The organism is Vibrio sp. CUB2 (assembly GCF_001557945.1).
Classification (GTDB): Bacteria; Pseudomonadota; Gammaproteobacteria; order Enterobacterales; family Vibrionaceae; genus Vibrio; species Vibrio owensii.
On sequence record NZ_LNRB01000004.1, the window covers coordinates 198,653 to 219,973 of the forward strand.

General features: G+C 44.3%; 22 protein-coding genes. 11 read left to right on the forward strand and 11 right to left on the reverse strand.

Features of this window, described 5'->3' with window-relative positions:
- Positions 1–356: 356 nt before the first annotated feature.
- Positions 357–1,475 (reverse strand): maltose/maltodextrin ABC transporter ATP-binding protein MalK, encoded by a 1,119-nt coding sequence (gene malK, locus ATB78_RS07825; protein ID WP_061008309.1) that lies wholly within the window; start codon positions 1,473–1,475, stop codon positions 357–359.
- A gap of 669 nt (positions 1,476–2,144) precedes the next feature.
- Here malK and malE point away from each other — a divergent pair.
- The 3 genes from malE to malG all read left to right on the forward strand — a co-directional run bounded on the left by malE (position 2,145) and on the right by malG (position 5,881).
- Complete coding sequence (gene malE, locus ATB78_RS07830; protein WP_033006399.1) at positions 2,145–3,323, forward strand: maltose/maltodextrin ABC transporter substrate-binding protein MalE; 1,179 nt, start codon at positions 2,145–2,147, stop codon at positions 3,321–3,323.
- A gap of 80 nt (positions 3,324–3,403) precedes the next feature.
- On the forward strand, positions 3,404–4,978 hold the full coding sequence (gene malF / locus ATB78_RS07835; protein ID WP_061008310.1) for a maltose ABC transporter permease MalF: 1,575 nt from the start codon (positions 3,404–3,406) through the stop codon (positions 4,976–4,978).
- A 12-nt stretch (positions 4,979–4,990) separates the two neighbouring features.
- On the forward strand, positions 4,991–5,881 hold the full coding sequence (gene malG, locus ATB78_RS07840; protein WP_005441164.1) for a maltose ABC transporter permease MalG: 891 nt from the start codon (positions 4,991–4,993) through the stop codon (positions 5,879–5,881).
- 373 nt (positions 5,882–6,254) lie between these two features.
- Here malG and ATB78_RS07845 read toward each other — a convergent pair whose 3' ends face one another.
- The 3 genes from ATB78_RS07845 to ATB78_RS07855 form a co-directional block, all read right to left on the reverse strand.
- Entirely contained in the window at positions 6,255–6,500 is a 246-nt protein-coding gene (locus ATB78_RS07845) for a hypothetical protein (protein WP_027726536.1), read from the reverse strand.
- A gap of 189 nt (positions 6,501–6,689) precedes the next feature.
- Positions 6,690–7,175, reverse strand: coding sequence for an acyl-CoA thioesterase (locus ATB78_RS07850; protein WP_005441158.1), 486 nt, complete (start codon positions 7,173–7,175; stop codon positions 6,690–6,692).
- A 160-nt stretch (positions 7,176–7,335) separates the two neighbouring features.
- Entirely contained in the window at positions 7,336–8,241 is a 906-nt protein-coding gene (locus ATB78_RS07855; protein WP_038893498.1) for a DMT family transporter, read from the reverse strand.
- 98 nt (positions 8,242–8,339) lie between these two features.
- Between ATB78_RS07855 and ATB78_RS07860 the strand changes: the two genes are divergently transcribed.
- Positions 8,340–9,128 (forward strand): helix-turn-helix transcriptional regulator, encoded by a 789-nt coding sequence (locus tag ATB78_RS07860; RefSeq protein ID WP_061008311.1) that lies wholly within the window; start codon positions 8,340–8,342, stop codon positions 9,126–9,128.
- Here ATB78_RS07860 and ATB78_RS07865 read toward each other — a convergent pair.
- The gene (locus ATB78_RS07865) at positions 9,123–10,040 is read right to left on the reverse strand and encodes a M14 family metallocarboxypeptidase (protein ID WP_061008312.1); all 918 of its coding nucleotides are present in this window, start codon (positions 10,038–10,040) and stop codon (positions 9,123–9,125) included. The two genes, ATB78_RS07860 and ATB78_RS07865, sit on opposite strands and share 6 nt — an antisense overlap.
- Before the next feature lie 173 nt (positions 10,041–10,213).
- On the opposite strand from ATB78_RS07865, the gene ATB78_RS07870 reads away from it, so the two are divergent.
- Positions 10,214–11,122, forward strand: a complete 909-nt coding sequence (locus ATB78_RS07870) for a DUF808 domain-containing protein (RefSeq protein ID WP_061008313.1) — start codon at positions 10,214–10,216, stop codon at positions 11,120–11,122.
- A 104-nt stretch (positions 11,123–11,226) separates the two neighbouring features.
- On the opposite strand, the gene pyrC is transcribed toward ATB78_RS07870, so the two are convergent.
- The gene (pyrC, locus tag ATB78_RS07875; protein ID WP_061008314.1) at positions 11,227–12,255 is read right to left on the reverse strand and encodes a dihydroorotase; all 1,029 of its coding nucleotides are present in this window, start codon (positions 12,253–12,255) and stop codon (positions 11,227–11,229) included.
- A 154-nt stretch (positions 12,256–12,409) separates the two neighbouring features.
- Positions 12,410–12,574, reverse strand: a complete 165-nt coding sequence (locus ATB78_RS28265) for a YqaE/Pmp3 family membrane protein (RefSeq protein WP_005453437.1) — start codon at positions 12,572–12,574, stop codon at positions 12,410–12,412.
- A 273-nt stretch (positions 12,575–12,847) separates the two neighbouring features.
- Between ATB78_RS28265 and ATB78_RS07880 the strand changes: the two genes are divergently transcribed.
- Complete coding sequence (locus ATB78_RS07880) at positions 12,848–14,665, forward strand: hybrid-cluster NAD(P)-dependent oxidoreductase (RefSeq protein ID WP_061008315.1); 1,818 nt, start codon at positions 12,848–12,850, stop codon at positions 14,663–14,665.
- 110 nt (positions 14,666–14,775) lie between these two features.
- Here the strand turns inward: ATB78_RS07880 and nadE are convergent, their stop codons facing one another.
- On the reverse strand, positions 14,776–15,606 hold the full coding sequence (gene nadE / locus ATB78_RS07885; RefSeq protein WP_061008316.1) for an ammonia-dependent NAD(+) synthetase: 831 nt from the start codon (positions 15,604–15,606) through the stop codon (positions 14,776–14,778).
- A 210-nt stretch (positions 15,607–15,816) separates the two neighbouring features.
- Here nadE and ATB78_RS07890 point away from each other — a divergent pair, with 210 nt between their 5' ends.
- A complete protein-coding gene (locus ATB78_RS07890) occupies positions 15,817–16,338 on the forward strand; it encodes a nicotinate-nicotinamide nucleotide adenylyltransferase (protein WP_061008317.1) in 522 nt (173 codons plus the stop codon).
- A gap of 26 nt (positions 16,339–16,364) precedes the next feature.
- Positions 16,365–16,847, forward strand: coding sequence for a hypothetical protein (locus ATB78_RS07895; protein ID WP_005441137.1), 483 nt, complete (start codon positions 16,365–16,367; stop codon positions 16,845–16,847).
- Between the two features lie 65 nt (positions 16,848–16,912).
- Here ATB78_RS07895 and ATB78_RS07900 read toward each other — a convergent pair whose 3' ends face one another.
- Positions 16,913–17,521, reverse strand: coding sequence for a hypothetical protein (locus ATB78_RS07900; protein ID WP_061008318.1), 609 nt, complete (start codon positions 17,519–17,521; stop codon positions 16,913–16,915).
- A gap of 192 nt (positions 17,522–17,713) precedes the next feature.
- Here ATB78_RS07900 and ATB78_RS07905 point away from each other — a divergent pair, with 192 nt between their 5' ends.
- Positions 17,714–18,820 (forward strand): 1-acyl-sn-glycerol-3-phosphate acyltransferase, encoded by a 1,107-nt coding sequence (locus ATB78_RS07905; protein ID WP_061008319.1) that lies wholly within the window; start codon positions 17,714–17,716, stop codon positions 18,818–18,820.
- A gap of 75 nt (positions 18,821–18,895) precedes the next feature.
- Here ATB78_RS07905 and ATB78_RS07910 read toward each other — a convergent pair whose 3' ends face one another.
- Complete coding sequence (locus tag ATB78_RS07910; protein WP_061008320.1) at positions 18,896–19,495, reverse strand: hypothetical protein; 600 nt, start codon at positions 19,493–19,495, stop codon at positions 18,896–18,898.
- 147 nt (positions 19,496–19,642) lie between these two features.
- Between ATB78_RS07910 and ATB78_RS07915 the strand changes: the two genes are divergently transcribed.
- Entirely contained in the window at positions 19,643–19,915 is a 273-nt protein-coding gene (locus ATB78_RS07915) for a YnjH family protein (protein WP_061008321.1), read from the forward strand.
- Positions 19,916–19,986: 71 nt separating this feature from the next.
- Here ATB78_RS07915 and ATB78_RS07920 read toward each other — a convergent pair whose 3' ends face one another.
- The gene (locus tag ATB78_RS07920; RefSeq protein WP_005441132.1) at positions 19,987–20,286 is read right to left on the reverse strand and encodes a YfcZ/YiiS family protein; all 300 of its coding nucleotides are present in this window, start codon (positions 20,284–20,286) and stop codon (positions 19,987–19,989) included.
- Between the two features lie 527 nt (positions 20,287–20,813).
- Between ATB78_RS07920 and ATB78_RS07925 the strand changes: the two genes are divergently transcribed.
- Positions 20,814–21,275, forward strand: a complete 462-nt coding sequence (locus tag ATB78_RS07925) for a TetR/AcrR family transcriptional regulator (protein ID WP_005441131.1) — start codon at positions 20,814–20,816, stop codon at positions 21,273–21,275.
- The last annotated feature ends 46 nt before the right edge of the window (positions 21,276–21,321 follow it).

Genomic DNA, 21,321 nt, shown 5'->3' on the forward strand with positions numbered 1-21,321 from the left:
GTTGATTTAGTGTTTGAATAGACAGAGAAGTACTCAGACGACTTGCTTCCGACGTTATAAACTCAGGCTCTTATAATTTTCGAGATAAGTTTAAAAACTCACGTTATTTCGGTAAGTGGAAATAAGAATGAAATTTAGAGGATGGGCTGACTTTGGAGGTTTAAGACAAAGTTGGTACTTAGGCTGTAGGAATGAGAAAAAGTATTATATGGATGGATTTTCCATAAAAATTTAGACTTATGTGGAGGCTTATCGAATGTATTATTTCTCTTCAATAAAAATAATACGTTAGTGGCGGGATAAAAAAATCCCTCTCGAATGAGAGGGATTGGTAGCAAGCAAAGGTGAAAGAGTTTTTACTCGAAATCTACGCCGTTTTCTTTGTGTAGTCGGCGGCATGCACGGCCATCGCTGTGGAATAGATGACAACGGTACGCAGGGATACCAATTTCAAGTTTGTCGCCAGTTTCAACTGGTAGTGTGTCTGGTTGACGGTAGATAACGTCAGCGTCTGCGCCTTCTAGGTTTAGGTAAACCTGAGTTTCGTTACCTAGTTTTTCAACGATCATCACTTCACCGTGAATCGTCGCGTCAGCTTCAACCGCTTGAACTAAGTGCTCAGGGCGAATACCTAGTGACATACGGTCACCACGGTTAACTGTTGTGCCATCGACTGGAATCCAGAATGACACACCGTTAGAAAGTTGTACTTTTACGCGCTCTGCTTCGGCTTCTTCAATGAATACGCTCATGAAGTTCATTTTTGGAGAGCCGATGAAACCAGCTACGAAACGGTTTTGTGGGTAGTGGTAAAGCTCAAGAGGCTTACCAACTTGCGAAACGTAACCGCCGTCTAGAACAACGATTTTGTCTGCCATGGTCATTGCTTCAACCTGATCGTGCGTTACGTAGATCATGGTACAACCAAGTTGGCGCTGAAGTTTTGTGATTTGAGCACGCATGTTTACACGCAGTGCTGCATCCAAGTTTGATAGTGGTTCATCAAGAAGGAATACGTCTGGCTGAGACACTAGCGTACGACCGATAGCAACACGTTGACGCTGACCGCCAGAAAGTGCTTTTGGTTGACGCTCTAGTAAGTGACCTAATTGTAGGATTTCAGCGGCGTGTTCTACGCGCTTATCCATTTCCGCTTTATCAGCTTTTGCCAGCTTCAGACCAAATGACATGTTGTCATATAAGTTTAGGTGTGGGTAAAGAGCGTATGACTGGAACACCATACCAACACCACGTTTGGATGGTTCTACGTCATTCATGCGCTGGTCACCAATATACAAATCACCTGAAGTAATGTCTTCAAGACCGGCAATACAACGTAGCAGGGTAGATTTACCACAACCTGATGGACCTACGAAAACCACGAATTCACCTTCGTGGATTTCCAGATCTACGTTCTTAGAAATCAGTACGTCGCCATACGCTTTACAAACATTTTTTAACGTGACACTCGCCATGTAGCTCGTCCTCGATCAATTTTTATTATTCACCGCTCATCATTATATGAATTATCTAGCGAGCAGTAACAGTAGGAATCGGTAAGTTATTGTGATTGGTAAGAAAAACAGGGTAGTACTCCAAATGTCCTGAACTGGAGCACTACCCACCATAGCCAAATACGAGTTTCTCTCCCCCACATTATTCGTGTTGTCTCCCCCGTGAAATAATTACCACAAACAACACCAATAATGACATTCCACTCGTATGGCAATGAAAAACCAGCAAATCTTTTTTACCTATAGGGTAGGTACTGCTGGGAAAGGGTTCTTACCATCCACTCTTGGATGACTGCAGTTTCTAAGATTGTGTTCACTGCTACATCCTCCTAATCGAAATAATTGTAGGGGGAGTAGGCAGGGAGGAGGCAAAAAGTAGTAGTAGAGGTGGAGTTGGGCGGAAGTCACATTATTGCGCGACCTAAAGTTGAAATCGATCACAGGAAGTATTCATTTTGTGATTTGAGTCTCTAACCCTTGGCGATTCAGATCACGAAAATACGTCATAATTGCAAGGGCGTAGGGATTAGGAGGATGAGACATATGGGATTATTTCAGATGATATATGTCGAAATACGGCTGAACCTCAATGGACTAGCCCTACATCAAAAATATAAAAAGGATACGAACATGAAAAAATTAAGCGCTGCAGCACTAGGTACTCTTGTTGCTCTGGGCTCTTTCGGTGCAAACGCTGCCATCGAAGAAGGACAACTTACTATCTGGATCAACGGTGATAAAGGCTACAACGGTCTTGCAGAGGTTGGTAAGAAGTTTGAAGAAGACACTGGTATCAAAGTAACAGTGGCTCACCCAGACGGCCTACAAGATAAGTTCCCTCAAACTGCAGCGACAGGTGATGGTCCTGATATCGTATTCTGGGCACACGACCGTTTCGGTGGTTATGCAGAAGCTGGTCTACTTGCTGAAATCAAACCTTCTAAAGAGGTTCAAGAAGGTATCGTTGATTTCGCTTGGGATGCAGTACGTTACGACGGCAAATTGATCGGCTACCCTGTAGCGGTTGAGTCTCTATCTCTTATCTACAACAAAGATCTAGTTCCAAACCCACCTAAGACTTGGGAAGAAGTTGCTGCGCTAGACGCAAAACTTAAGAAAGACGGTAAGTCTGCAATTATGTGGAACCTAAAAGAACCGTACTTCACATGGCCACTAATGGCTGCTGATGGTGGTTACGCATTTAAGTACACTTCAACTGGCTACGATGTTAAAGATGCTGGTATCGCGAACGAAGGCGTGAAAGACGCAATGAACTTCGTGAAAGGCCTTGTAGACAAAGGTGTTATCTCTGCAGATATGGACTACTCAGTATCTGAGTCTGCATTCAACCAAGGCACTGCGGCGATGACTATCAATGGCCCATGGTCATGGGGCAACATCGAGAAGTCTGGTGTGAACTACGGCGTAACAACGCTACCTAAGTTCCAAGGTCAATCTTCTAAGCCATTCGTTGGTGTTCTAACAGCTGGTATCAGCACTGCATCACCTAACAAAGACCTAGCAGTAGAGTTCATCGAGAACTACCTACTAACTAACGACGGTCTGCGTATGGTTAACAATGATAAGCCACTTGGTGCGGTTGCTCTAAACTCATTCCAAAAAGAGCTAGATTCAGACACTCGTATTGCTGCAACAATGGACAATGCGATGAACGGTGAAATCATGCCAAACATCCCACAAATGAACGCATTCTGGGGTGCTGCTAAGAACGCTATCATCAACGTTGTTGACGGTCGTCAAACTGTAGATGCTGCACTAGCAGATGCAGAAAAACAAATGACTAAATAATTCGGTAATACCCTTTTTAAGGAGGGGGCAACTCCTCCTTACTTTTCTATTTTTATCCTATATTCGCTAGCAGGTTCCCTATGCAGTCAGTTCAAGGTACAAATGCTATGACAGCACCAGAAGCCAGCCTTCCGAGCAGCAAAAAAGTGTTTATCAAGTGGGCACTATTGGGCACAGTCGGCATTATCAATGGCTACGCAACAATCCTTATGTATTCTCGTGGTGAGATTGCGTTTGCACTCCTTACGCTCATTCTTACCGGTTTAGCGCTATTTATTTTTGGTAGTAAAAAGACCTACGCTCATCGCTATATCTACCCAGGTATTGCGGGGATGATCTTATTCATCCTTTTCCCTTTGGCTTATACCATAGGTCTTGCATTCACTAACTACAGCGCAAAAAACCAACTCTCTTTTGACCGTGCGCAGACCGTTTTGATGGACAGAACGTACCAAAGTGGCGACAGCTACCCGTTCACTCTGTACAAAACTGAGCAGGGTCACCAAATTGTAGTGAAGAAAGGTGAAGCGCTTTTAGCAACACCAACCTTTGAATTGCAAGGTTTCTCTGCAACGGATTTAGACTTAACACCAATCACAGAAGCGACGGGCGATAAAGAACCGATTAAAACGATCGTTAAAAACCGCAGTGCTCTGAGTGGCGTTGATTTACACATGCCGAACGGCGATGACATCCGTATGAGCGGTCTTCGTAAGTTTGCGGCAGTTGTTCCTCTTTACACGCTGCAAGACGATGGTGAGACTCTATACAACAATCGTACTCAAGAGACACTACGTCCTAATATGGATGTGGGCTACTACCAACCAGTAGACGAAAATGGTCAGTTTGTTGGTAACACGGTTTCTCCAGGTTTCGTGGTAAACATCGGTACGCACAACTTTGAACGTGTTTGGAAAGATGATGGCATTAAAGAACCGTTCATCAGCATCTTTATCTGGACGATTGTTTTCTCTGCATTGACCGTTGTTTGTACACTGGTTATCGGTTTGGTACTTGCAAGTGTCGTTCAGTGGGAAGCCTTGAAAGGCCGCTCTGTATACCGATTACTGCTCATTCTTCCGTATGCGGTACCAGCGTTTATCTCTATCTTGATCTTTAAGGGTCTCTTCAACCAGAGCTTTGGTGAGATCAACATGTTGCTGGAAGGGCTGTTTGGTATTAGCCCTGCGTGGTTCTCAGACCCATTCATGGCGAAAACCATGATCCTAGTGGTTAACACTTGGTTGGGTTTCCCTTACATGATGATTCTTTGTATGGGGTTACTGAAAGCTATTCCTGAAGATCTGTACGAAGCATCGGCTATCGATGGCGCAAACTTCATCACTAACTTCACTCGCATTACATTGCCGATGATGCTGAAACCATTGACGCCACTGTTGATTGCTAGCTTCGCGTTTAACTTCAACAACTTTGTACTTATCCAGCTATTGACGGGTGGTGGTCCAAACATGATTGGCACATCAGAGCCAGCAGGTTACACGGACTTACTTGTAAGCTACACGTACCGCATCGCATTTGAAGGTGCTGGTGGTCAAGACTTCGGTCTAGCAAGTGCAGTTGCAACGCTTATCTTCCTATTGGTTGGCGCACTAGCACTATTGAACCTACGTGTTACTAAAGTAGCTCAGGATTAAGGAGACAGAACAATGGCAATGGTACAAGGCAAGTCATTAAAATATCGTGTTTGGGCTACACATATCGCAATGTGGGCGTTTCTAGCGCTGATTATCTTCCCACTGTTGATGATCATTGCGATCTCATTCCGTGAAGGTAACTTTGCAACGGGTAGCCTTATCCCAGACAACCCAACGTTAGACCACTGGAAACTGGCGCTAGGTATATCAGTAACAAACGCAGATGGCTCAATTACACCACCTCCATTCCCAGTCATGACTTGGTTGTGGAACTCAGTAAAAGTTGGCGGAATCTCAGCTATCTTGATTGTGGCGCTATCGACAACATCAGCTTATGCGTTTGCTCGTATGAAGTTCAAAGGTAAGAACACTATCCTGAAAGCGATGATGATCTTCCAAATGTTCCCAGCAGTATTGGCATTGGTTGCCCTATACGCATTGTTTGACAAGCTAGGTCAGTACATTCCGTTCCTAGGTTTGAACACGCACGGTGGTTTGATCTTCGCTTACTTAGGCGGTATTGCGCTTCACGTATGGACAATCAAAGGCTACTTTGAAAGTATCGACTCTTCATTAGAAGAAGCAGCAGCGCTTGATGGTGCAACGCCTTGGCAAGCATTCCGTCTGGTACTACTTCCACTGTCAGTGCCAATTTTAGCGGTAGTGTTTATCTTGTCATTTATCATGGTGATAGGCGAAGTTCCGGTAGCATCACTACTGCTATCTGATGTAAACTCGTACACTCTTGCGGTTGGTATGCAGCAGTACTTGTACCCTCAGAACTACTTGTGGGGCGACTTTGCGGCAGCAGCAGTGCTTTCAGCAGTGCCAATCACAGCGGTATTCTTACTGGCGCAACGCTGGCTTGTTGGTGGTCTAACGGCTGGTGGTGTGAAAGGTTAATCTTGGTTGGTCACTAAGATACAAAAGAATAACTAGAAAAGGGCGACCATTAGGTCGCCCTTATATTTAGCAATCGATATTACGCTTTTGGTTTGGCCGCCGATCAGTAATATCTCGCTTTTATTGGCGTTACGCATAGCTGGCTGTTAGCTTAGTTCCTTACGCTTTAATCACTAACAGTTTCTTGTAACCATAACCTGAGTTTAAACTCAGGTTTTTTTATGCCTATAGATTCACTTTGTCTTTATAACAGACACAGACTAACCAGTTTGCAATGCATTACACAGTGGCATCCGAATGCCGTGCGTATCACTTCACATAATTAGTGTAGGGGTATTCGAAAGGGAACGGTGATGTAATCCGGGGGAGGGCTTTAAAACTCGCGGCTAGATGGCGCACAGCCTACATATTGCAGCAGTGTGTACAAACTCTCCTGTTGCAATGCGACACGACGGAAAAGATCGGCGAATGTGGTATCGCCACCAAAGCAGGTCTGGATGTAGTGGTTAATTTCGTCTTCGTTATAACCTTCCACATACATGGTGCGCACCCACTGGTACTCGACCGCCTTTAAATTGGTCAATGTCTTTTCACTTAATGTGGTCTCTTTTAATCTCAAGATCCAAACTCTATCCAACACTAAAATTGTGCGTGGATTTAATCAAATCAAAGTGAAAGATTTATGACAATTTGAATCTAGTGTGAAGTGAATGACAGAACCATGACATTACTTCACACATATAGGGAGCAAACGATTACTTGATAATCAGTTTGGGGCCTTGGGGGCAAGTTATTTGAACTGTTTGAGCTATTTGAGATATTTGACGTGCGCTTCCATCTCTTCGCCAATTTGCTTACGCATGTTCATCAAGCGAATAGCCGATTGTTCTAGTGCTTTGTCTTCATCCGACTCAGGAATCCACTTCGGTACGTCGGTTGGTTTTCCGTCTTCATCGACCGCAACCATGATGACGATACAATGCGTCGTTAGGCGGTTTTTTAACTCTTTTGGATCGCTCGCTTGCACATCAATCGCGATATGCATTGAGCTACGACCTGTGTAAATGACCTTCGCGCTGACTTCGACTAAGTTACCGACATGAATCGGCGCAACAAAGCGAATACCACCCGCATACGCTGTGATGCAGTACTTGCCACTCCAAGCCGCGCTGCACGCGTAAGCGGCCAAGTCGATCCATTTCATCACGGCGCCACCGTGCACTTTACCACCGAAGTTTACGTCTCCCGGTTCAGCAAGAAAACGAAGGGTAATATCTCTTTGACCACTGCTCATCTGTCATTCCTTTGTGCGTTGTTACTAACTTCAATGTATCAATAAGGAATCGATACTGGAATAGTTAATGCAACAAAATATTAACTTTTCTATCAACGTTTCAGATAAAGCCGTCAGATACAAAAAAGCCACGCTAATGAACGTGGCTTGTGAGATTGAATTACGATGTCGCTGGTGGTAAATCTGGGCTTGGCGATTGTATCTTCTTGCGAATCTTAATTTGCGACAAGATAACGCCAGAGATAACCAGCATGCCGCCAATGATGTGGTAAACATGAACTTCTTCGCCGAGCATTGTTGAAGCGAGGGCTACCGAGACCACAGGCATCAGGTTCATGAACATGGCACTAGAATCCGCGCCAATCAAATCAATTGCTTTCACCCACATCAATGGGGCAAAGATAGACGCCGCAATACCCGCGTAAGCAATTAAAGGTAACGCGCTTTGGCTTGGCAGAAGTTGATCGCTGCTTAGCCACAATGGCGCAAGCATGACTAATGAGAAAAAGCCCTGCATGTAAACCAAAGTCATACTGTTGAATGGCATTTTCCAGCGCTTAAGTAACACGCAGTAAATCGCGTAACAAAGTGCAGCAAGAAGCATCAAGCTGTCACCTTGTGTCATATCTTGATGCAGGAAGTAGGTGATATCGCCGTGCCCTAACATAAACGCCAAGCCGCCTAGTGAAATCACGCCACCTGCCACGCTCAACATAGAAATTGACTTACCTAACAAGGGTACGCTTAGAAAAACACTGATAAGAGGAACAAGAGAAGTAATCAGTGCCATATTCGATGCTGTCGTCGTCAAACCTGCGTAGTAGCCCAACGATTGGTTTAGCACCATACCAAGCAGCGCAAGGCACGCGAGTTTTGGCAGGTAAGGGCGAATGACATGACGTTGGCGGATTACGGCAGGTAAGCAAAATGGCGTCAGAAGCACCATAGCGACAAACCAACGGTAGAAACTCATTGCACTCGGTTCGATGGCACTTGCTGCCATTTTATTTACGATGGAATTCCCACCCCAAATCATGACAGTAAAAAACGGAAGCAAATAAACCATGAGAACCTCATCGCACAATAATTAATGGCGCTAGTCTGACAGGTCTTTATAATGAAAAGTATCTCTGGAAAGACATCGTAAGCGATAGGAAGACAATTTTGAAAAAGACCACTAGGAATCTTCATCCTTCATTATCAATTGAACAGGCACCATCAGATGTGTTTATGAATTTTGAAGCCTTTCTGTCGAATACTGAGACTCGGATTCATAGTCACCCTTGGGGACAAGTGCAGTTGATAAGTGGCGGCATTCTAGAAATGGATGCAGAAGACACACGCTTTTTAGCACCACCACATCTGGCTATTTGGGTGCCTGCCGGAATTCGTCATACCAGCTATAACCGTAAGCCATTGGAATACTGTTCTTTAAATATCGCACCAGAGCTGACGCAGCATTTCCCTTCTAAAGCCAGTTTGATCAAAGTAACGCCAATAGTGTCTGCGATTGTGGAAGACTTTCGTCAGCGCGACATTAACGTGGCAAAGAGTGAAGAAGACAAACGCATCGTACAGGTACTGCTTGATCAGTTAGCGAAGCAAGAGGTTGAGCATCACTTCTTGCCAACCACAGACAACAAATATCTGGAACCCATTCTTAAAGCCGTTGAAGAAGCGCCAACGGATGAAATTAGTTTGGGCGAGTGGGCGGAAAAGGTGCATACCACCGAACGTACGTTAGCTCGCCATTGCCAAAGTGAGTTAGGGATGAGCTTTACTGAATGGCGATTGCGAGTTCGTTATCTGCATTCAATGGAGCTGTTAAGAAAAGGGCAAACGGTAAAAGAGGTGGCGTTGACGTTAGGCTATAACCAAGCCAGTCCGTTTATTGCCATGTTCAAGAAATACTCCGGCATTACACCGGAGCAATATAAGAACCGCTTGTTATAGCTGAGCGAGAACGTAGTCTAAACCGCCTACAACTGCTGCAACTTGAGCATCGTTACACTCTTCATCAGTCACTTTCGGGCTGTCTGGGTAAACTTCTGTTGTGGTGCCGTAAGTGCAGTTGGTTACGCCGCCACACAACCCCAGTTTTACCATTGGGTAATTAATCACACCAAATTGCACCACTGGCGAGCCAATAATTTCGCCTTTATCGTCAGCAGGTGCAATGTGCGTTACCTTCGCTACTGACTCGATGACTGCTTTTTGGAACTCTGGTTGCGGGTTTTCTGTATCACCGACCGTGTAGAAACCATCTGGGATCATGCCTTCGATATATTCAAGGCCATCACGCGCCGCAAGTGCAGGGCGGAATTCGGTTTCATCAGAATCGGTGGTTTCGTGCAGGTCGATGTGCATTAGAACATCACCCAAGGTCACAACCAGCTTAATCAAGTTTGCTGACTCTTCCGCAGGGCTATCTGCATAGAAAGAGCGGTTTGGATCGATCGCATTTGGGTTCCAGCGGTTAATCACTTCGTAACCCCAAGGGCTAACACATGGCGCAACGACAATGTTGAAGTGTTCTGCATAACGTTCTGCTTGTGTATCAACAAACTTCAGTGCGCCATGAACGCCACTTGTTTCGTAGCCGTGTACGCCGCCAGTGACCAAAACAACAGGTTTTGCTGCATCCCAGTTACGAGTCTTGATACAAAACAGAGGGAAGCGTGCTTCATCGTAAGAAAGTGCGCCGTATTGCTCAACATCAAAACGCTCGCGAAGGGCATCAATCTTCGTCACGACTTCTTCTTGGTAGCTACGTTTTACGTCACGTTGCTCACACCAAGCTTTGCGTTCTGCTTCGCCCCATGGCTGACCTGGGGTACCGATTGGGTAAGTGTATCCGCTTTTCATCTATACTTTTCTTTTGTGTGCTTGAAAGGTAAGACAAGACTAGTCCTGTCTCAAAGCTACATCAACACAAAACACAATTTGTGACCTTATTCTTTGCAGAATCATAACTTTGCTGACTGATTTAATGGTGTTACATTTTGTTACTTATTCAATTCCACAAAAGAGATAAATAAATGGCTGGAGCAAGTTTACTAACACTGTTGGATGACATTGCAGCTGTATTGGATGATGTCGCATTGATGTCAAAGGTAGCGGCGAAAAAGACCGCTGGTGTATTGGGCGACGATTTAGCGCTAAACGCGCAGCAAGTATCGGGTGTTGCAGCCGAACGAGAAATTCCAGTGGTATGGGCAGTCGCGAAAGGTTCATTTAAAAACAAGTTGATACTGGTGCCTGCGGCGTTGCTCATTAGTGCGTTTATTCCTTGGTTGATCATGCCATTACTCTTGATTGGCGGTTTGTTCCTCTGCTTTGAAGGCGCAGAGAAGATCTTAGAGAAACTATTCCCTCACGCTCATCAGCATGAAGATAACGCGGAAGAGTCCTCTGATACGGGGGAATCCGTGGAAGAGTACGAGAAGAGAAAAGTGGCGGGTGCGATCCGTACTGACTTTATTTTGTCAGCTGAAATCATTGTGATTGCGTTAGGCACCGTCACAGGAACAAGTATCGTGACGCAGATTTTGGTAGTAAGCCTGATTGCGATCTTGATGACCATTGGTGTCTACGGTTTAGTGGCTGGCATTGTTAAGCTCGATGATTTGGGCTTCTATCTAGAGCGTAAATCCAATGGCGAAGGTCTAAAAGCCAAACTTGGTGGTGCGTTAGTGGCGTTCGCTCCGAAATTGATGAAGATGCTTGCGATTGTTGGTACTGCAGCCATGTTCTTGGTTGGCGGCGGTATTGTTGTTCATAACGTCCCTGCAATTCATCATCTGATTGAACCTATCATTATGGACTTCCGTGGTCACACCATTGCTACTGCGATCGTACCGACACTGCTTAACGGTGTGATTGGTGTCATTGCTGGTTTGATTGTGGTTGCTGCTTGGACGCTTGTTGAAAAGGTCCGCGAAAAATAAGCGCGAGTTCAGTTTGTTGAGGCTGTATTAAAGCCAAAAGAAAAGGGTCATGCCTTTCCATATCAAATATGGTGGCATGACCCTTTTTCATTTCTTGAGGGTGATTACTTCACTTCCCACTCAATTTTTTCATTTGCACGGATTGGCACAACGATGTCGCTGCCAAATGGCATCGTTTCTGGTACATCCCACGCTGCTTTTTCTAGCGTGACGGTATCTGAGTTACGAGCGATGCCGTAAAAATCAGGGCCATTCAAGCTTGCGAATGCTTCTAGGTTTTCTAGTTTACCTTCGTTCTCAAAGACTTCTGCGTAAAGCTCTAGCGCTGCGTGTGCAGTGTAAGATCCAGCACAACCACAAGCCGACTCTTTTGCGCCTTTTGCGTGTGGAGCTGAATCCGTACCTAGGAAGAATTTCTTGCTGCCGCTTGTTGCTGCTTCGATAAGCGCTTGTTGGTGGGTATTGCGCTTAAGAATTGGTAGGCAGTAGAAGTGTGGCTTAATACCGCCGACTAGCATGTGGTTACGGTTGAACAGCAGGTGGTGAGCGGTGATAGTTGCTGCAACGTTATCAGAAGCGTTGTTGACGAAATTAGCCGCATCCGCAGTCGTGATGTGCTCAAGGACGATTTTTAGGTTAGGGAAGTCGTTGACGATAGGAGCAAGAACCGTGTCTAGGAATTCCTTCTCACGGTCAAAAATATCAACGTGGTTGTGAGTCACTTCACCATGAACCAAAAGCAGCATGCCAACTTCTTCCATCGCTTCAAAAACGTGGTAGATGTTCTTTGCGTCGGTTACGCCAGAATCAGAGTTGGTAGTTGCGCCTGCTGGGTAAAGCTTTGCTGCAACGATTTTGCCTGTTGCTTTCGCTTTGCGAATTTCGTCTGGCGTGGTGTTGTCTGTTAGGTACAGCGCCATAAGAGGTTCGAATTGCTCACCGTGTTGTTCAGCAAGGATGCGATCACGGTAGGCTAGCGCCATTTCAGTATTAGTCACTGGTGGGACGGTGTTTGGCATGATCAGTGCGCGGCCGTTATAACGGCTAATATCGCGAACGGTATCTTTTAGAACTTCACCATCGCGTAAATGAACGTGCCAATCGTCAGGACGAGTAATAGTCAGTGTTGTCATTATTTGCTCCCACCATTTAAAAGTTATGTTTGGAGCCTAAACGCTGCATTTACCTCAAGAGCAAACGCTTGCGCTTAGGCGACAGGATGATAGTGGAATTGCACTTTCATTTCATCCCATTTTTCACATTTCTTTTTGGCAGGAGTTCAGTTGGTTACTTCATCGTCAACCAAAGCGCGTGAATTGTGCCTGGTAGGAAGAAGAAGAACGTTAGGATCAGGTTGATGAAGAAGTCTTTCTCTAGACCTTTTTCCATGTAAACCGCCACTGGTGGAAGGAAGATACAAAGTAGAATTAGAATCAGTTTATTAGTATCCATGGTCTATGCTCCGGATAGGTTATGTATAGTGTCAAAAAGTTGGCGAATTATGTGTGCGATGTCACGTTTTGGCAATCCTTATTTCGTCAATACTGTGCAAATTTATGGAACTCTGTTCATAAAGTGAGACAAAAAGGAACGCTTATGAAAGGACAACGCCAATCGCCTTGGGAAGATACCTTATAAAAATTGAGTTTTTATAGGCACTTGGGTCATTACTCTTATGAGGATATGATAGTCCAATAATGAGAAAGTACCTGTAGGAAGAAGGCTATGTCGCAATCAGTTTTGTCCCAAATTAATGTTTTTCCAGTCAAATCCGTCGGAGGTGTTGCCTTATCTTCCGCTTGGGTAGAAAAACAAGGATTGAGTTTTGATCGTCGATTTATGATTGCGACGTCAGATGGCTCAATGGTGACAGCTCGAAAATTCCCCCAAATGGTGACCATTAAGTCAGCGTTGTTGCCCGATGGCGTAGTGTTTACCAGTCTTGGTGAAGAGCCACTAAAGATCTGTTATCAAGATTTCAAAATGCAGGAAGCGCCCGCAACGGTTTGGAAAGACAGTTTTACGGCATATACTACCACTGACGAAGCGGATGATTGGTTTAGTAAAGTGTTAGGCCTTCGCGTTGAGTTACTTTTTACTGGTGAGCAATCCAATCGTGTAAGAGAGAAGTTGGGGCACAACGTTAGTTTTGCCGATGGTTATCCGGTGCTTGTTATCAGTGAAGCGTCACTGGAAGAGTTAAATCGCAGAAGCTCTGAACAGCACTCAATGGATCAATTCCGAACCAACCTAGTGGTATCTGATACCAAGCCATTTGAAGAAGATTCATGGAAGCGCATTCGCATTGGTGAAGTCGAATTTGAATCTGTAAAACCTTGTGAGCGTTGTATTCTAACCACCGTTAATACTCAACGCGGTACATTCCGAGAAAGCAAAGAACCACTTAAAACACTGCAAGAGTTCCGTGCGAATGAGCGTGGCGGTGTGTTCTTTGGTCAAAACCTTGTTGCTCTTAATGAAGGCATTATTCGTTCTGGTGACAAAGTCGAAGTGCTGGAATACAAAGAGCCAGAGTTCTATCCAGACAATTCTCCTAATCGAATGGCGTTAACTTGTGTGGAACGAGAAGAGATTGCGCGTGACTTCGTCACCTTATGGCTTGAGCCAAGTAAAGGTCAGCTACCAACGTACTTACCGGGTCAGCATTTACCTATCGAAGTGGATATAGAAGGTAAGAAAGTAGGGCGTCGTTACACCTTGTCATCGAGCCCATCTCGCCCGGGTCGCTACGCGATTTCGGTTAAGCGCGTTTCTGGTGGGCGTGTGTCTAATTCACTGCTTGATAATCTGCAAGTAGGGGATGTTCTGGAAGCAGAAACGCCAGATGGTCAATTTCATCTTAAAGAGCATTCTGTCCAGCCTCTGCTTTTACTGTCTGCAGGTAGCGGTGTAACACCAATGCTGTCAATGGTTCGTTACTTAGCTGATCACAACCAACTTGATGATGTGGTGTTCTACCATCAGTGCAGCAGCGAGATTGATATCCCATGTAAAGATGAGCTAGATGAACTGAGACGTCAGCATCCGGGACTAGATGTGAAGATTTGCTTAACTCAACCTGCGGTGGATTGGTTTGGTTTGAAAGGAAGAATCAGTCTGTCTCATATCAAGCAGATCAAAGATGTTGAGAAGCGCCAAGTGTTCGTTTGTGGCCCTGATGGTTTTATGCAAAAGGCGAAAAACCTTCTAATCAAAAAAGGGCTACCGGAAGATAACTATCATCAAGAAGCATTCGGCGTTGCGGCTACCACAGCGAAGCCAGAGAAAAGTGTTGAGATTGAATTCAACGGCTTTAAGTTGATGGGCAACAACCAACAAACGCTACTTGAGCAAGTAGAGAATGCAGGTAAAAACATTAGCAACAGCTGTCGAGCGGGCTTATGTGGTGCTTGTAAGGTTCAATTAGAATCAGGGCTAGTCGATCACCCAGATGTACCTGCTATCAGCGCAGAGGAACGTGCGATGGGTAAAGTGTTGGCATGTTGTGCAATCCCACAAACGGACGTGACACTCGCGGACTGAACGCGTTAAAAATAAACCGTAACAAACAAAAACGCCGCTAATTTAGCGGCGTTTTTCTATTTATCTCAGAGCGGTTTAAGCAACAAATCGCTCAGGAGTAAAATCGTAAATTAGTCGTAGATTGTTGGGATCGGCTGACGTTTGTGCTGAGTCATTTTGTAGATTGCAACAAGACGATCACTCACTTCTTGTGATACAGGCTTGCCTTCTAGGAAGTCATCGATCTGCTCGTAAGTCAGGCTCAAAGCATCTTCATCTGCTTTTTGTGGCGCCAGTTCTTCTAGGTCTGCCGTCGGCACTTTCTTCACTAGTTGCTCAGGTGCACCTAATGTTGCAGCCACTTCACGAACTTGACGTTTGCTCAAACCAAACAGTGGTGCCATGTCGCACGCACCATCACCGAACTTGGTGTAAAAACCAGTGATGTTTTCCGCTGAGTGGTCAGTACCAAGCACTAGGCCGCCAACGTAACCAGCGATCTCGTATTGTGCAACCATGCGAGCACGCGCTTTTACGTTACCTTTCACGAAATCTACTTTTGCTGCTTCTGTTGGAAGAAGACCAGTACCTTCTAATGCAACGTGAGAAGCAGCGTGAAGACCATCTACACCTGCTTTGATGTTTACCGATACAGAGTGCGTTGGTTGGATAAAAGCAAGAGCAAGTTGTGCTTCGTCTTCATCCTTTTGCTCACCGTAAGGCAAACGAACGGCGATAAACTGGTAACTATTGTTGCCAGCCTCTTCGTTCAGTTGGTCTACAGCCAATTGAGCCAAACGACCACACGTCGTTGAGTCAACGCCACCGCTGATGCCAAGAACAAGAGACTTACAGCCTGCTTCTTGCAATTTACGCTTGATAAAAGCGACACGGCGTTCAATTTCGAAATGCGGATCGATAGAAGGTAGTACTCGCATTTCATCGCGGATGGATTGTTCCATTTAGGGTTCCTTTTCCTGCAAATATGTATGACACCAAATGAGTGTGAATAAATTCATACTGCGGCAGGCGCTTATAGTTCACAAATGGTGAGAAACCATGCAGTTGATATTCATAAACGTCGCTTTAGTGTCAAAAAGCTCTAAAGATTAGTAGTATCATACCGAAATCATCGGATTAGAAAACTCTCTTCAACCAGGTAATCACCGGATATGAAAAAAATCGCCGTTTTTGGCAGCGCATTTAACCCGCCAAGCTTAGGTCACAAGAGCGTGATCGAGTCACTGAGCCACTTTGATCTCGTGCTACTTGAGCCAAGCATTGCACACGCTTGGGGCAAAAATATGTTGGATTACCCAATTCGGTGCAAACTGGTTGATGCCTTCATTAAGGACATAGGGCTTTCTAATGTTCAACGCTCTGACCTTGAGCAAGCTTTGTACCAGCCTGGACAAAGTGTGACGACTTTTGCGTTATTAGAAAAAATTCAAGAAATCCACACGCAAGCCGATATAACTTTTGTCATAGGTCCTGATAATTTTTTCAAATTTGCTAAATTTTACAGAGCAGAAGAAATAACCGAACGTTGGACTGTGATGGCGTGTCCTGAGAAAGTCAAAATCAGAAGCACGGACATTCGTAATGCACTGTTAGAGGGTGAAGACATCAGTGCATTCACGACACCAACGGTCAATGAATTATTACTAAGCGAAGGCTTATACAAACAATCGTAATCTGAAAACGAAGAGGTCAGATTTTCATGGTCAGAGTTGTGGTACTTAGTGCATGCGCGCTGCTTGTGGCAACACAGGCTAGCTCTGCTTGTAACTATTTATCTGATCGTTCCGTCGTGTTTGCTGATAACACCATGCCTATCTGTGAAGATATTTTTGATAGCGTGGGTGTGTTAAGTATGGACACGATCAACTGGTACATTGCTGAAAAGTCGATTGAGGGGCCTACAGAGAGCTATTGGGATCAGTGGGCAATCAAATCGGAAGACACGCCGATTCTTACTCAGAATCTAGAAAGTAACTACTTTGGTCTTGGGCTTTGGATGCCAGAAGAACTGAGGGATGAAGAGGCGAAGATGAGCACAGAAGAGTGGCTAAAAAGCCATGGTTTGATGTTCAGCGTCGGTTTTGGTGATAAGAGCGGTGATGAACCAAGAATGCGTTTTGATTACCGCTGGCACGAATACTACGACGCCGATTGGATGATGCAGATAGAAGTGCCGTTTTAACCGAATTCAAAACAAAAAGGACGTACTGAGCACGTCCTTTTTTACATTCTTTTCTTTGTTCGTTTTTATAGTGCTTCCCCAAACACTAAAAAACACAACTGTTCGTATTCTTCGTCGTTGTTGTTGAACAATCTTGCAACGATGTCCGCTTGCTTCTTGCCTGACAACTTCATCTTACGTGCTTCTCTTAAGGTCAAGACAAGACAAAGCTCTATCGAAATTGAAGAATCACAGCCCGGCTTCCACTTATTAATCGAGTCTGTCAGTGGAGAGCTAGTCAACATTGGCTTTAGTGTCTGAACTTCATGTCTAACAACTGCCAGTAAATCCATCTGGTGTTCGCTACGTGCTTTTGTTGTCACCAACTTTTCAATCAACGCTGACAATAGAGCAGATGGCTTCACGTAACCTGCTTGTTGAGCAAATGCGTCAGTTAAGCGCACAGAAAAGTCACAGCGAGTTACTCGCGTGTTAGGCAAAAAAGTGAGGGAGCTCAAACATCCCTGAGGAATCCAGAAATACTGACCCGGTTCAATGGCATACTCATGTTTACCCAATTTAATGATCGCCAAACCTTCTACTACTGATAGTAAGCTGTGTTTTAGCGCTTTTTTACGCGCAGCAACATTAAGAAAAGGGTAATTAGCGTCGTGAAATTCAATTGCGTAGTTCATTGTGAATACCAGAGTTTTTGGGGCGCTAAGGGTAACGCTAAACCCCTAAATTGCCAACCGGATAACAGATTTTTTTGTGAATAGAAATTGTAATGGTACTGGTATGACCATGTTAAAAGTATGGTATGAATTGCTGCGGGTTGGCAAAACAATGCGTAAAATGTGCCAGCTCTTTTTGAAATGAATTGAATAATGACTGCCAATACCGATCCTTATATTGAAATTCGTCCATATAACGACGAAGAAATCCCAGCTGCGCTGGACCGCCTGATCAAAGACGATGAGTTTATCAGCGCGATTTTAAACCACCGTTTTGCAAACAAAGCGGCGTGGTTCAAAACTCTCATGAGTCCGATTATCCGTGTCTACTTAAAAGCGAAGTGGAGCAAATTGGATTCTGTAGAGGCAATTCAGCTGGAAGTGAAGAAGTACCTTCAAGATACGCTTAATCGTACCACTGACGGCGTGACGTTTTCTGGCCTTGACCAACTTGACAAGGATACGTCTTACTTATTTGTTTCTAACCACCGTGATATCGCGATGGATCCTGCTCTCGTAAACTACGGTTTGCACCAAACGGATCATCGTACAGTGCGTATTGCAATTGGTGATAACCTGCTTAAGAAGCCTTGCGCGACTGAGCTAATGAGACTGAACAAAAGCTTTATCGTTAAACGCTCGGCGAAAGCGCCGCGCGAAATGATGAAAGCGTTAGGCTTGCTATCAAGCTACATCAAGCACTCTCTTGATACCGGCAACTCGATTTGGATTGCGCAAAAAGAAGGTCGTGCCAAAGACGGTAATGACTTTACTGATCCTGCCATCTTAAAGATGTTTCATGTTGAAGGGCGTAAGCAAAAAGTAAGCTTTGGTGAATACACGCGTTCATTGAAGATTGTGCCTGTTTCCATCTCTTACCAGAATGACCCTTGTGACATCGCAAAAGCCAAAGAGCTGTATGAGAAAGCAGAGAATGGTAGTTACGAGAAAGGCGAATTCGAAGATATCGAAAGCATCATTCAAGGTATCGTTGGTTACAAAGGTAAAGTGCACGTTGCATTTGGTGATGTGATTAACCAAGAGTTTGAGACTCCGGACGAACTCGCGAATGAAATCGATCGTCAGATTCACAATAACTACCGTGTGTTCCCAATCAACCTGCTTGCTGCGGGTCGTGAAGATGAATCGATTACGGAGTCGGTGAAATCTCAGTTACAAGAGAAGTTGGAGCAACTGCCTAACGGTGCTCACAGTTACTTGGTGGCAAGTTACGCTAACCCAGTAAACAACCAAGAATGATTTAAACTTCGCTCAGTGCTTTGCAATAAAGCACTGAGCGCTTGGTTTTGGGAAGGAGCTTTCGTCTAACCATTTCTATGGTGCAACTGCGCCACCTAGGGTCAAATTCGTTGGCCATTTCGTAACTCGATTTCCCCCCAAAAAGATATTGCCTTTCACTGTCATGGTGTCTGGAAATTCTGTCAGTTTGGAATCACCTATGTACAGGTTACCATCCACGATTAAACCTTCCGGCAGTTCGGTAAGCGGCGTTCGAATGACACTTAGATCGCCTTTCACTCTTAATCTTGCGGGTAAACTGGTTAACGGGTTATCGGTTAAGTTTAAATAGCCGCCTAATTTGACACCGCGTGGCCAACGCTCAATCTTACTACCGAGTAAGTTCGCGTAACCCTTAATTTTCACCCCTGGTCTTATCGTTTTTAATGCGCTGTTGGTGGCTTCAAGGCTTCCTTGAACATCCAACCCTCTCGGTAATTTGGTGATTGGTGTTTGTGAAATGTTTAGATTGCCTTTTACAACCAATCCATCAGGTATCGTGGTATAGGGCTTATTACGAAGGTCAATGTTGCCATAGTTATCGGTATGGCCAAATTTGGCATAGTAATCGAGCTCATAAGCAATGGATGAGCTGGAAAAAGCCGTCAGAGCGAGTGAGATAAGTAAAGCGCGCATAACCGATACAGTATTGAGGATAAGTGGAAAAGGATAACGTAAAGCATAGTAGGCCGCTACAGTCCAATGTCTCAAGAATATGAGATGCTGCCAAGAACATGAAACGTTTCTTTGTTAACTTATGTGGTCTTCATTGAGGGGATATTCATGAACTTAAGAAAGATTTCTATGCTGGTCGCGAGTACTGCTATGGCCTTCTCAGGCGTTGTATTAGCAAAATCTTACAGTACACCAGATACAAAGGCTCTAGTAGTGGCAGACGGGAAGCTAGGACAGCGGGTTTGTTACTACGACGATAAGGCATACACCACTGGGGCGGTGCTAAACATAGATGGCGTATTGCTCGTGTGTACCGATGAGAATGACTTTGAAACTAACGGGGCACTGAAGTGGGTTGTGTTTCAGAAAGACAACCAGTAACAAGCCAATCAAGCATTAAAAAAGCGAGCTAAGAGCTCGCTTTTATCTATATGTCGATTATGTATCGATGATTAACGCGCTAGAGAGCGAGTCTTTAGTTCAAAGATAAGTTTTTCAGCACTTACTTCAAACTTGAATCGAGCCGTTAGCTCTTTAGATTCTTCTGTCAGTTCTGAAACGTTGTATTCAACGTCAGCACAAACTTGTGTTGCTAGTTCGATGTATTTCGCCAACTCAGCTTCTAGTGCTGCTTTAGTCTCTGCGAAAATCGTTACGTCGGCAACATCGTCACCTTCTTTGATGATAAAACCCATTTCACCAGCGCAACCGCAAGCTTCACATACTTGGTTTTCTTCTAATTCGACACTCATAACGAATCCTCTTGTAAATACTGTGGGTATTCTATCAGGTATTTGATCTCTATCTACAAAAATGAATGATTTTGGATAAAAAAGGCACGGTATGTTATGTTGTTAACAGTGCGTTAATTAATTTTATTAGAACTTCCTTAATAAAATTAATGTGATATGTATCAATATTTAAAATCAATTAACCTAGATATTGGTGAGATTTTTGTCAGGTGAGTTGAACTGGGGTTCAATTTATAAGACTATTTCCGGATTAATTATTTTTACATAATTATCATTCTTAGCCTGAGAATAGTTTCGATGAATGATTTGGTGCAAGGTTTTGATGGAGTGGACTTTTCGCCATATTTTGAGTCACATGTATTGACAGAAATATCACTGTAAATTGCACGTTACGCAGTGCACTTTAGTTATGATTGGTCCTCTGATTTGTTGTTAGAGGCATACAGTACATAATGCTGAGGATGATTTTCATTCTGGCCTCATTTAATTGTGAGTTAGATGGATTTACAAAGAGAAGAGCTTAAAATATGCCAAAGCGTAGTAAAGAAGATACCGAAATCACTATCCAGAAAATCATGGATGCCGTTGTTGATCAGCTTCTAAGACTTGGTTATGACAAAATGTCTTACACCACGTTAAGTCAACAAACAGGTGTATCGCGTACAGGTATTAGCCACCATTTCCCTAAGAAAACGGACTTTACCGCCGCGTTAGACGGTCGTATCTTCAAAATGTTCGTAGAACATCTAGAATTTGATAAAGGTCTGGATGCGTTCTCTAAGAGCTGGATTAAGGCTCTAGAAGATACTGAATTCTTAGCGATCTTGCGTCTATTGTTCCACCATATTGTTACTTCAGAAAGCGCACATGAGTTTGCTGCAAATGGCATCGACCGTTTGTACAAGATGGCAGAAAGCCAATTTGGTGCAGGTAGCGACAAAGAGCTAGAGTGGTTGATTGGTCGTTCGTTGATTCAAATGAGCAAATAACCCCAAAACAAAAAGCCCCGCAACGTTGCGGGGCTTTTTTGTATGC

Coding starts and splice junctions, on each gene's coding strand:
- ATB78_RS07905 (WP_061008319.1), top strand. CDS start 17,714: ATGACTGCCAATACCGATCCTTATATTGAAATTCGTCCATATAACGAC.
- ATB78_RS07910 (WP_061008320.1), bottom strand. CDS start 19,495: ATGCGCGCTTTACTTATCTCACTCGCTCTGACGGCTTTTTCCAGCTCA.
- ATB78_RS07925 (WP_005441131.1), top strand. CDS start 20,814: ATGCCAAAGCGTAGTAAAGAAGATACCGAAATCACTATCCAGAAAATC.
- ATB78_RS07870 (WP_061008313.1), top strand. CDS start 10,214: ATGGCTGGAGCAAGTTTACTAACACTGTTGGATGACATTGCAGCTGTA.
- ATB78_RS07850 (WP_005441158.1), bottom strand. CDS start 7,175: ATGAGCAGTGGTCAAAGAGATATTACCCTTCGTTTTCTTGCTGAACCG.
- malE (WP_033006399.1), top strand. CDS start 2,145: ATGAAAAAATTAAGCGCTGCAGCACTAGGTACTCTTGTTGCTCTGGGC.
- ATB78_RS07855 (WP_038893498.1), bottom strand. CDS start 8,241: ATGGTTTATTTGCTTCCGTTTTTTACTGTCATGATTTGGGGTGGGAAT.
- ATB78_RS28265 (WP_005453437.1), bottom strand. CDS start 12,574: ATGGATACTAATAAACTGATTCTAATTCTACTTTGTATCTTCCTTCCA.
- malG (WP_005441164.1), top strand. CDS start 4,991: ATGGCAATGGTACAAGGCAAGTCATTAAAATATCGTGTTTGGGCTACA.
- nadE (WP_061008316.1), bottom strand. CDS start 15,606: ATGGAACAATCCATCCGCGATGAAATGCGAGTACTACCTTCTATCGAT.
- ATB78_RS07890 (WP_061008317.1), top strand. CDS start 15,817: ATGAAAAAAATCGCCGTTTTTGGCAGCGCATTTAACCCGCCAAGCTTA.
- ATB78_RS07895 (WP_005441137.1), top strand. CDS start 16,365: ATGGTCAGAGTTGTGGTACTTAGTGCATGCGCGCTGCTTGTGGCAACA.
- ATB78_RS07865 (WP_061008312.1), bottom strand. CDS start 10,040: ATGAAAAGCGGATACACTTACCCAATCGGTACCCCAGGTCAGCCATGG.
- ATB78_RS07900 (WP_061008318.1), bottom strand. CDS start 17,521: ATGAACTACGCAATTGAATTTCACGACGCTAATTACCCTTTTCTTAAT.
- ATB78_RS07880 (WP_061008315.1), top strand. CDS start 12,848: ATGTCGCAATCAGTTTTGTCCCAAATTAATGTTTTTCCAGTCAAATCC.
- ATB78_RS07915 (WP_061008321.1), top strand. CDS start 19,643: ATGAACTTAAGAAAGATTTCTATGCTGGTCGCGAGTACTGCTATGGCC.
- malK (WP_061008309.1), bottom strand. CDS start 1,475: ATGGCGAGTGTCACGTTAAAAAATGTTTGTAAAGCGTATGGCGACGTA.
- malF (WP_061008310.1), top strand. CDS start 3,404: ATGCAGTCAGTTCAAGGTACAAATGCTATGACAGCACCAGAAGCCAGC.
- ATB78_RS07920 (WP_005441132.1), bottom strand. CDS start 20,286: ATGAGTGTCGAATTAGAAGAAAACCAAGTATGTGAAGCTTGCGGTTGC.
- pyrC (WP_061008314.1), bottom strand. CDS start 12,255: ATGACAACACTGACTATTACTCGTCCTGACGATTGGCACGTTCATTTA.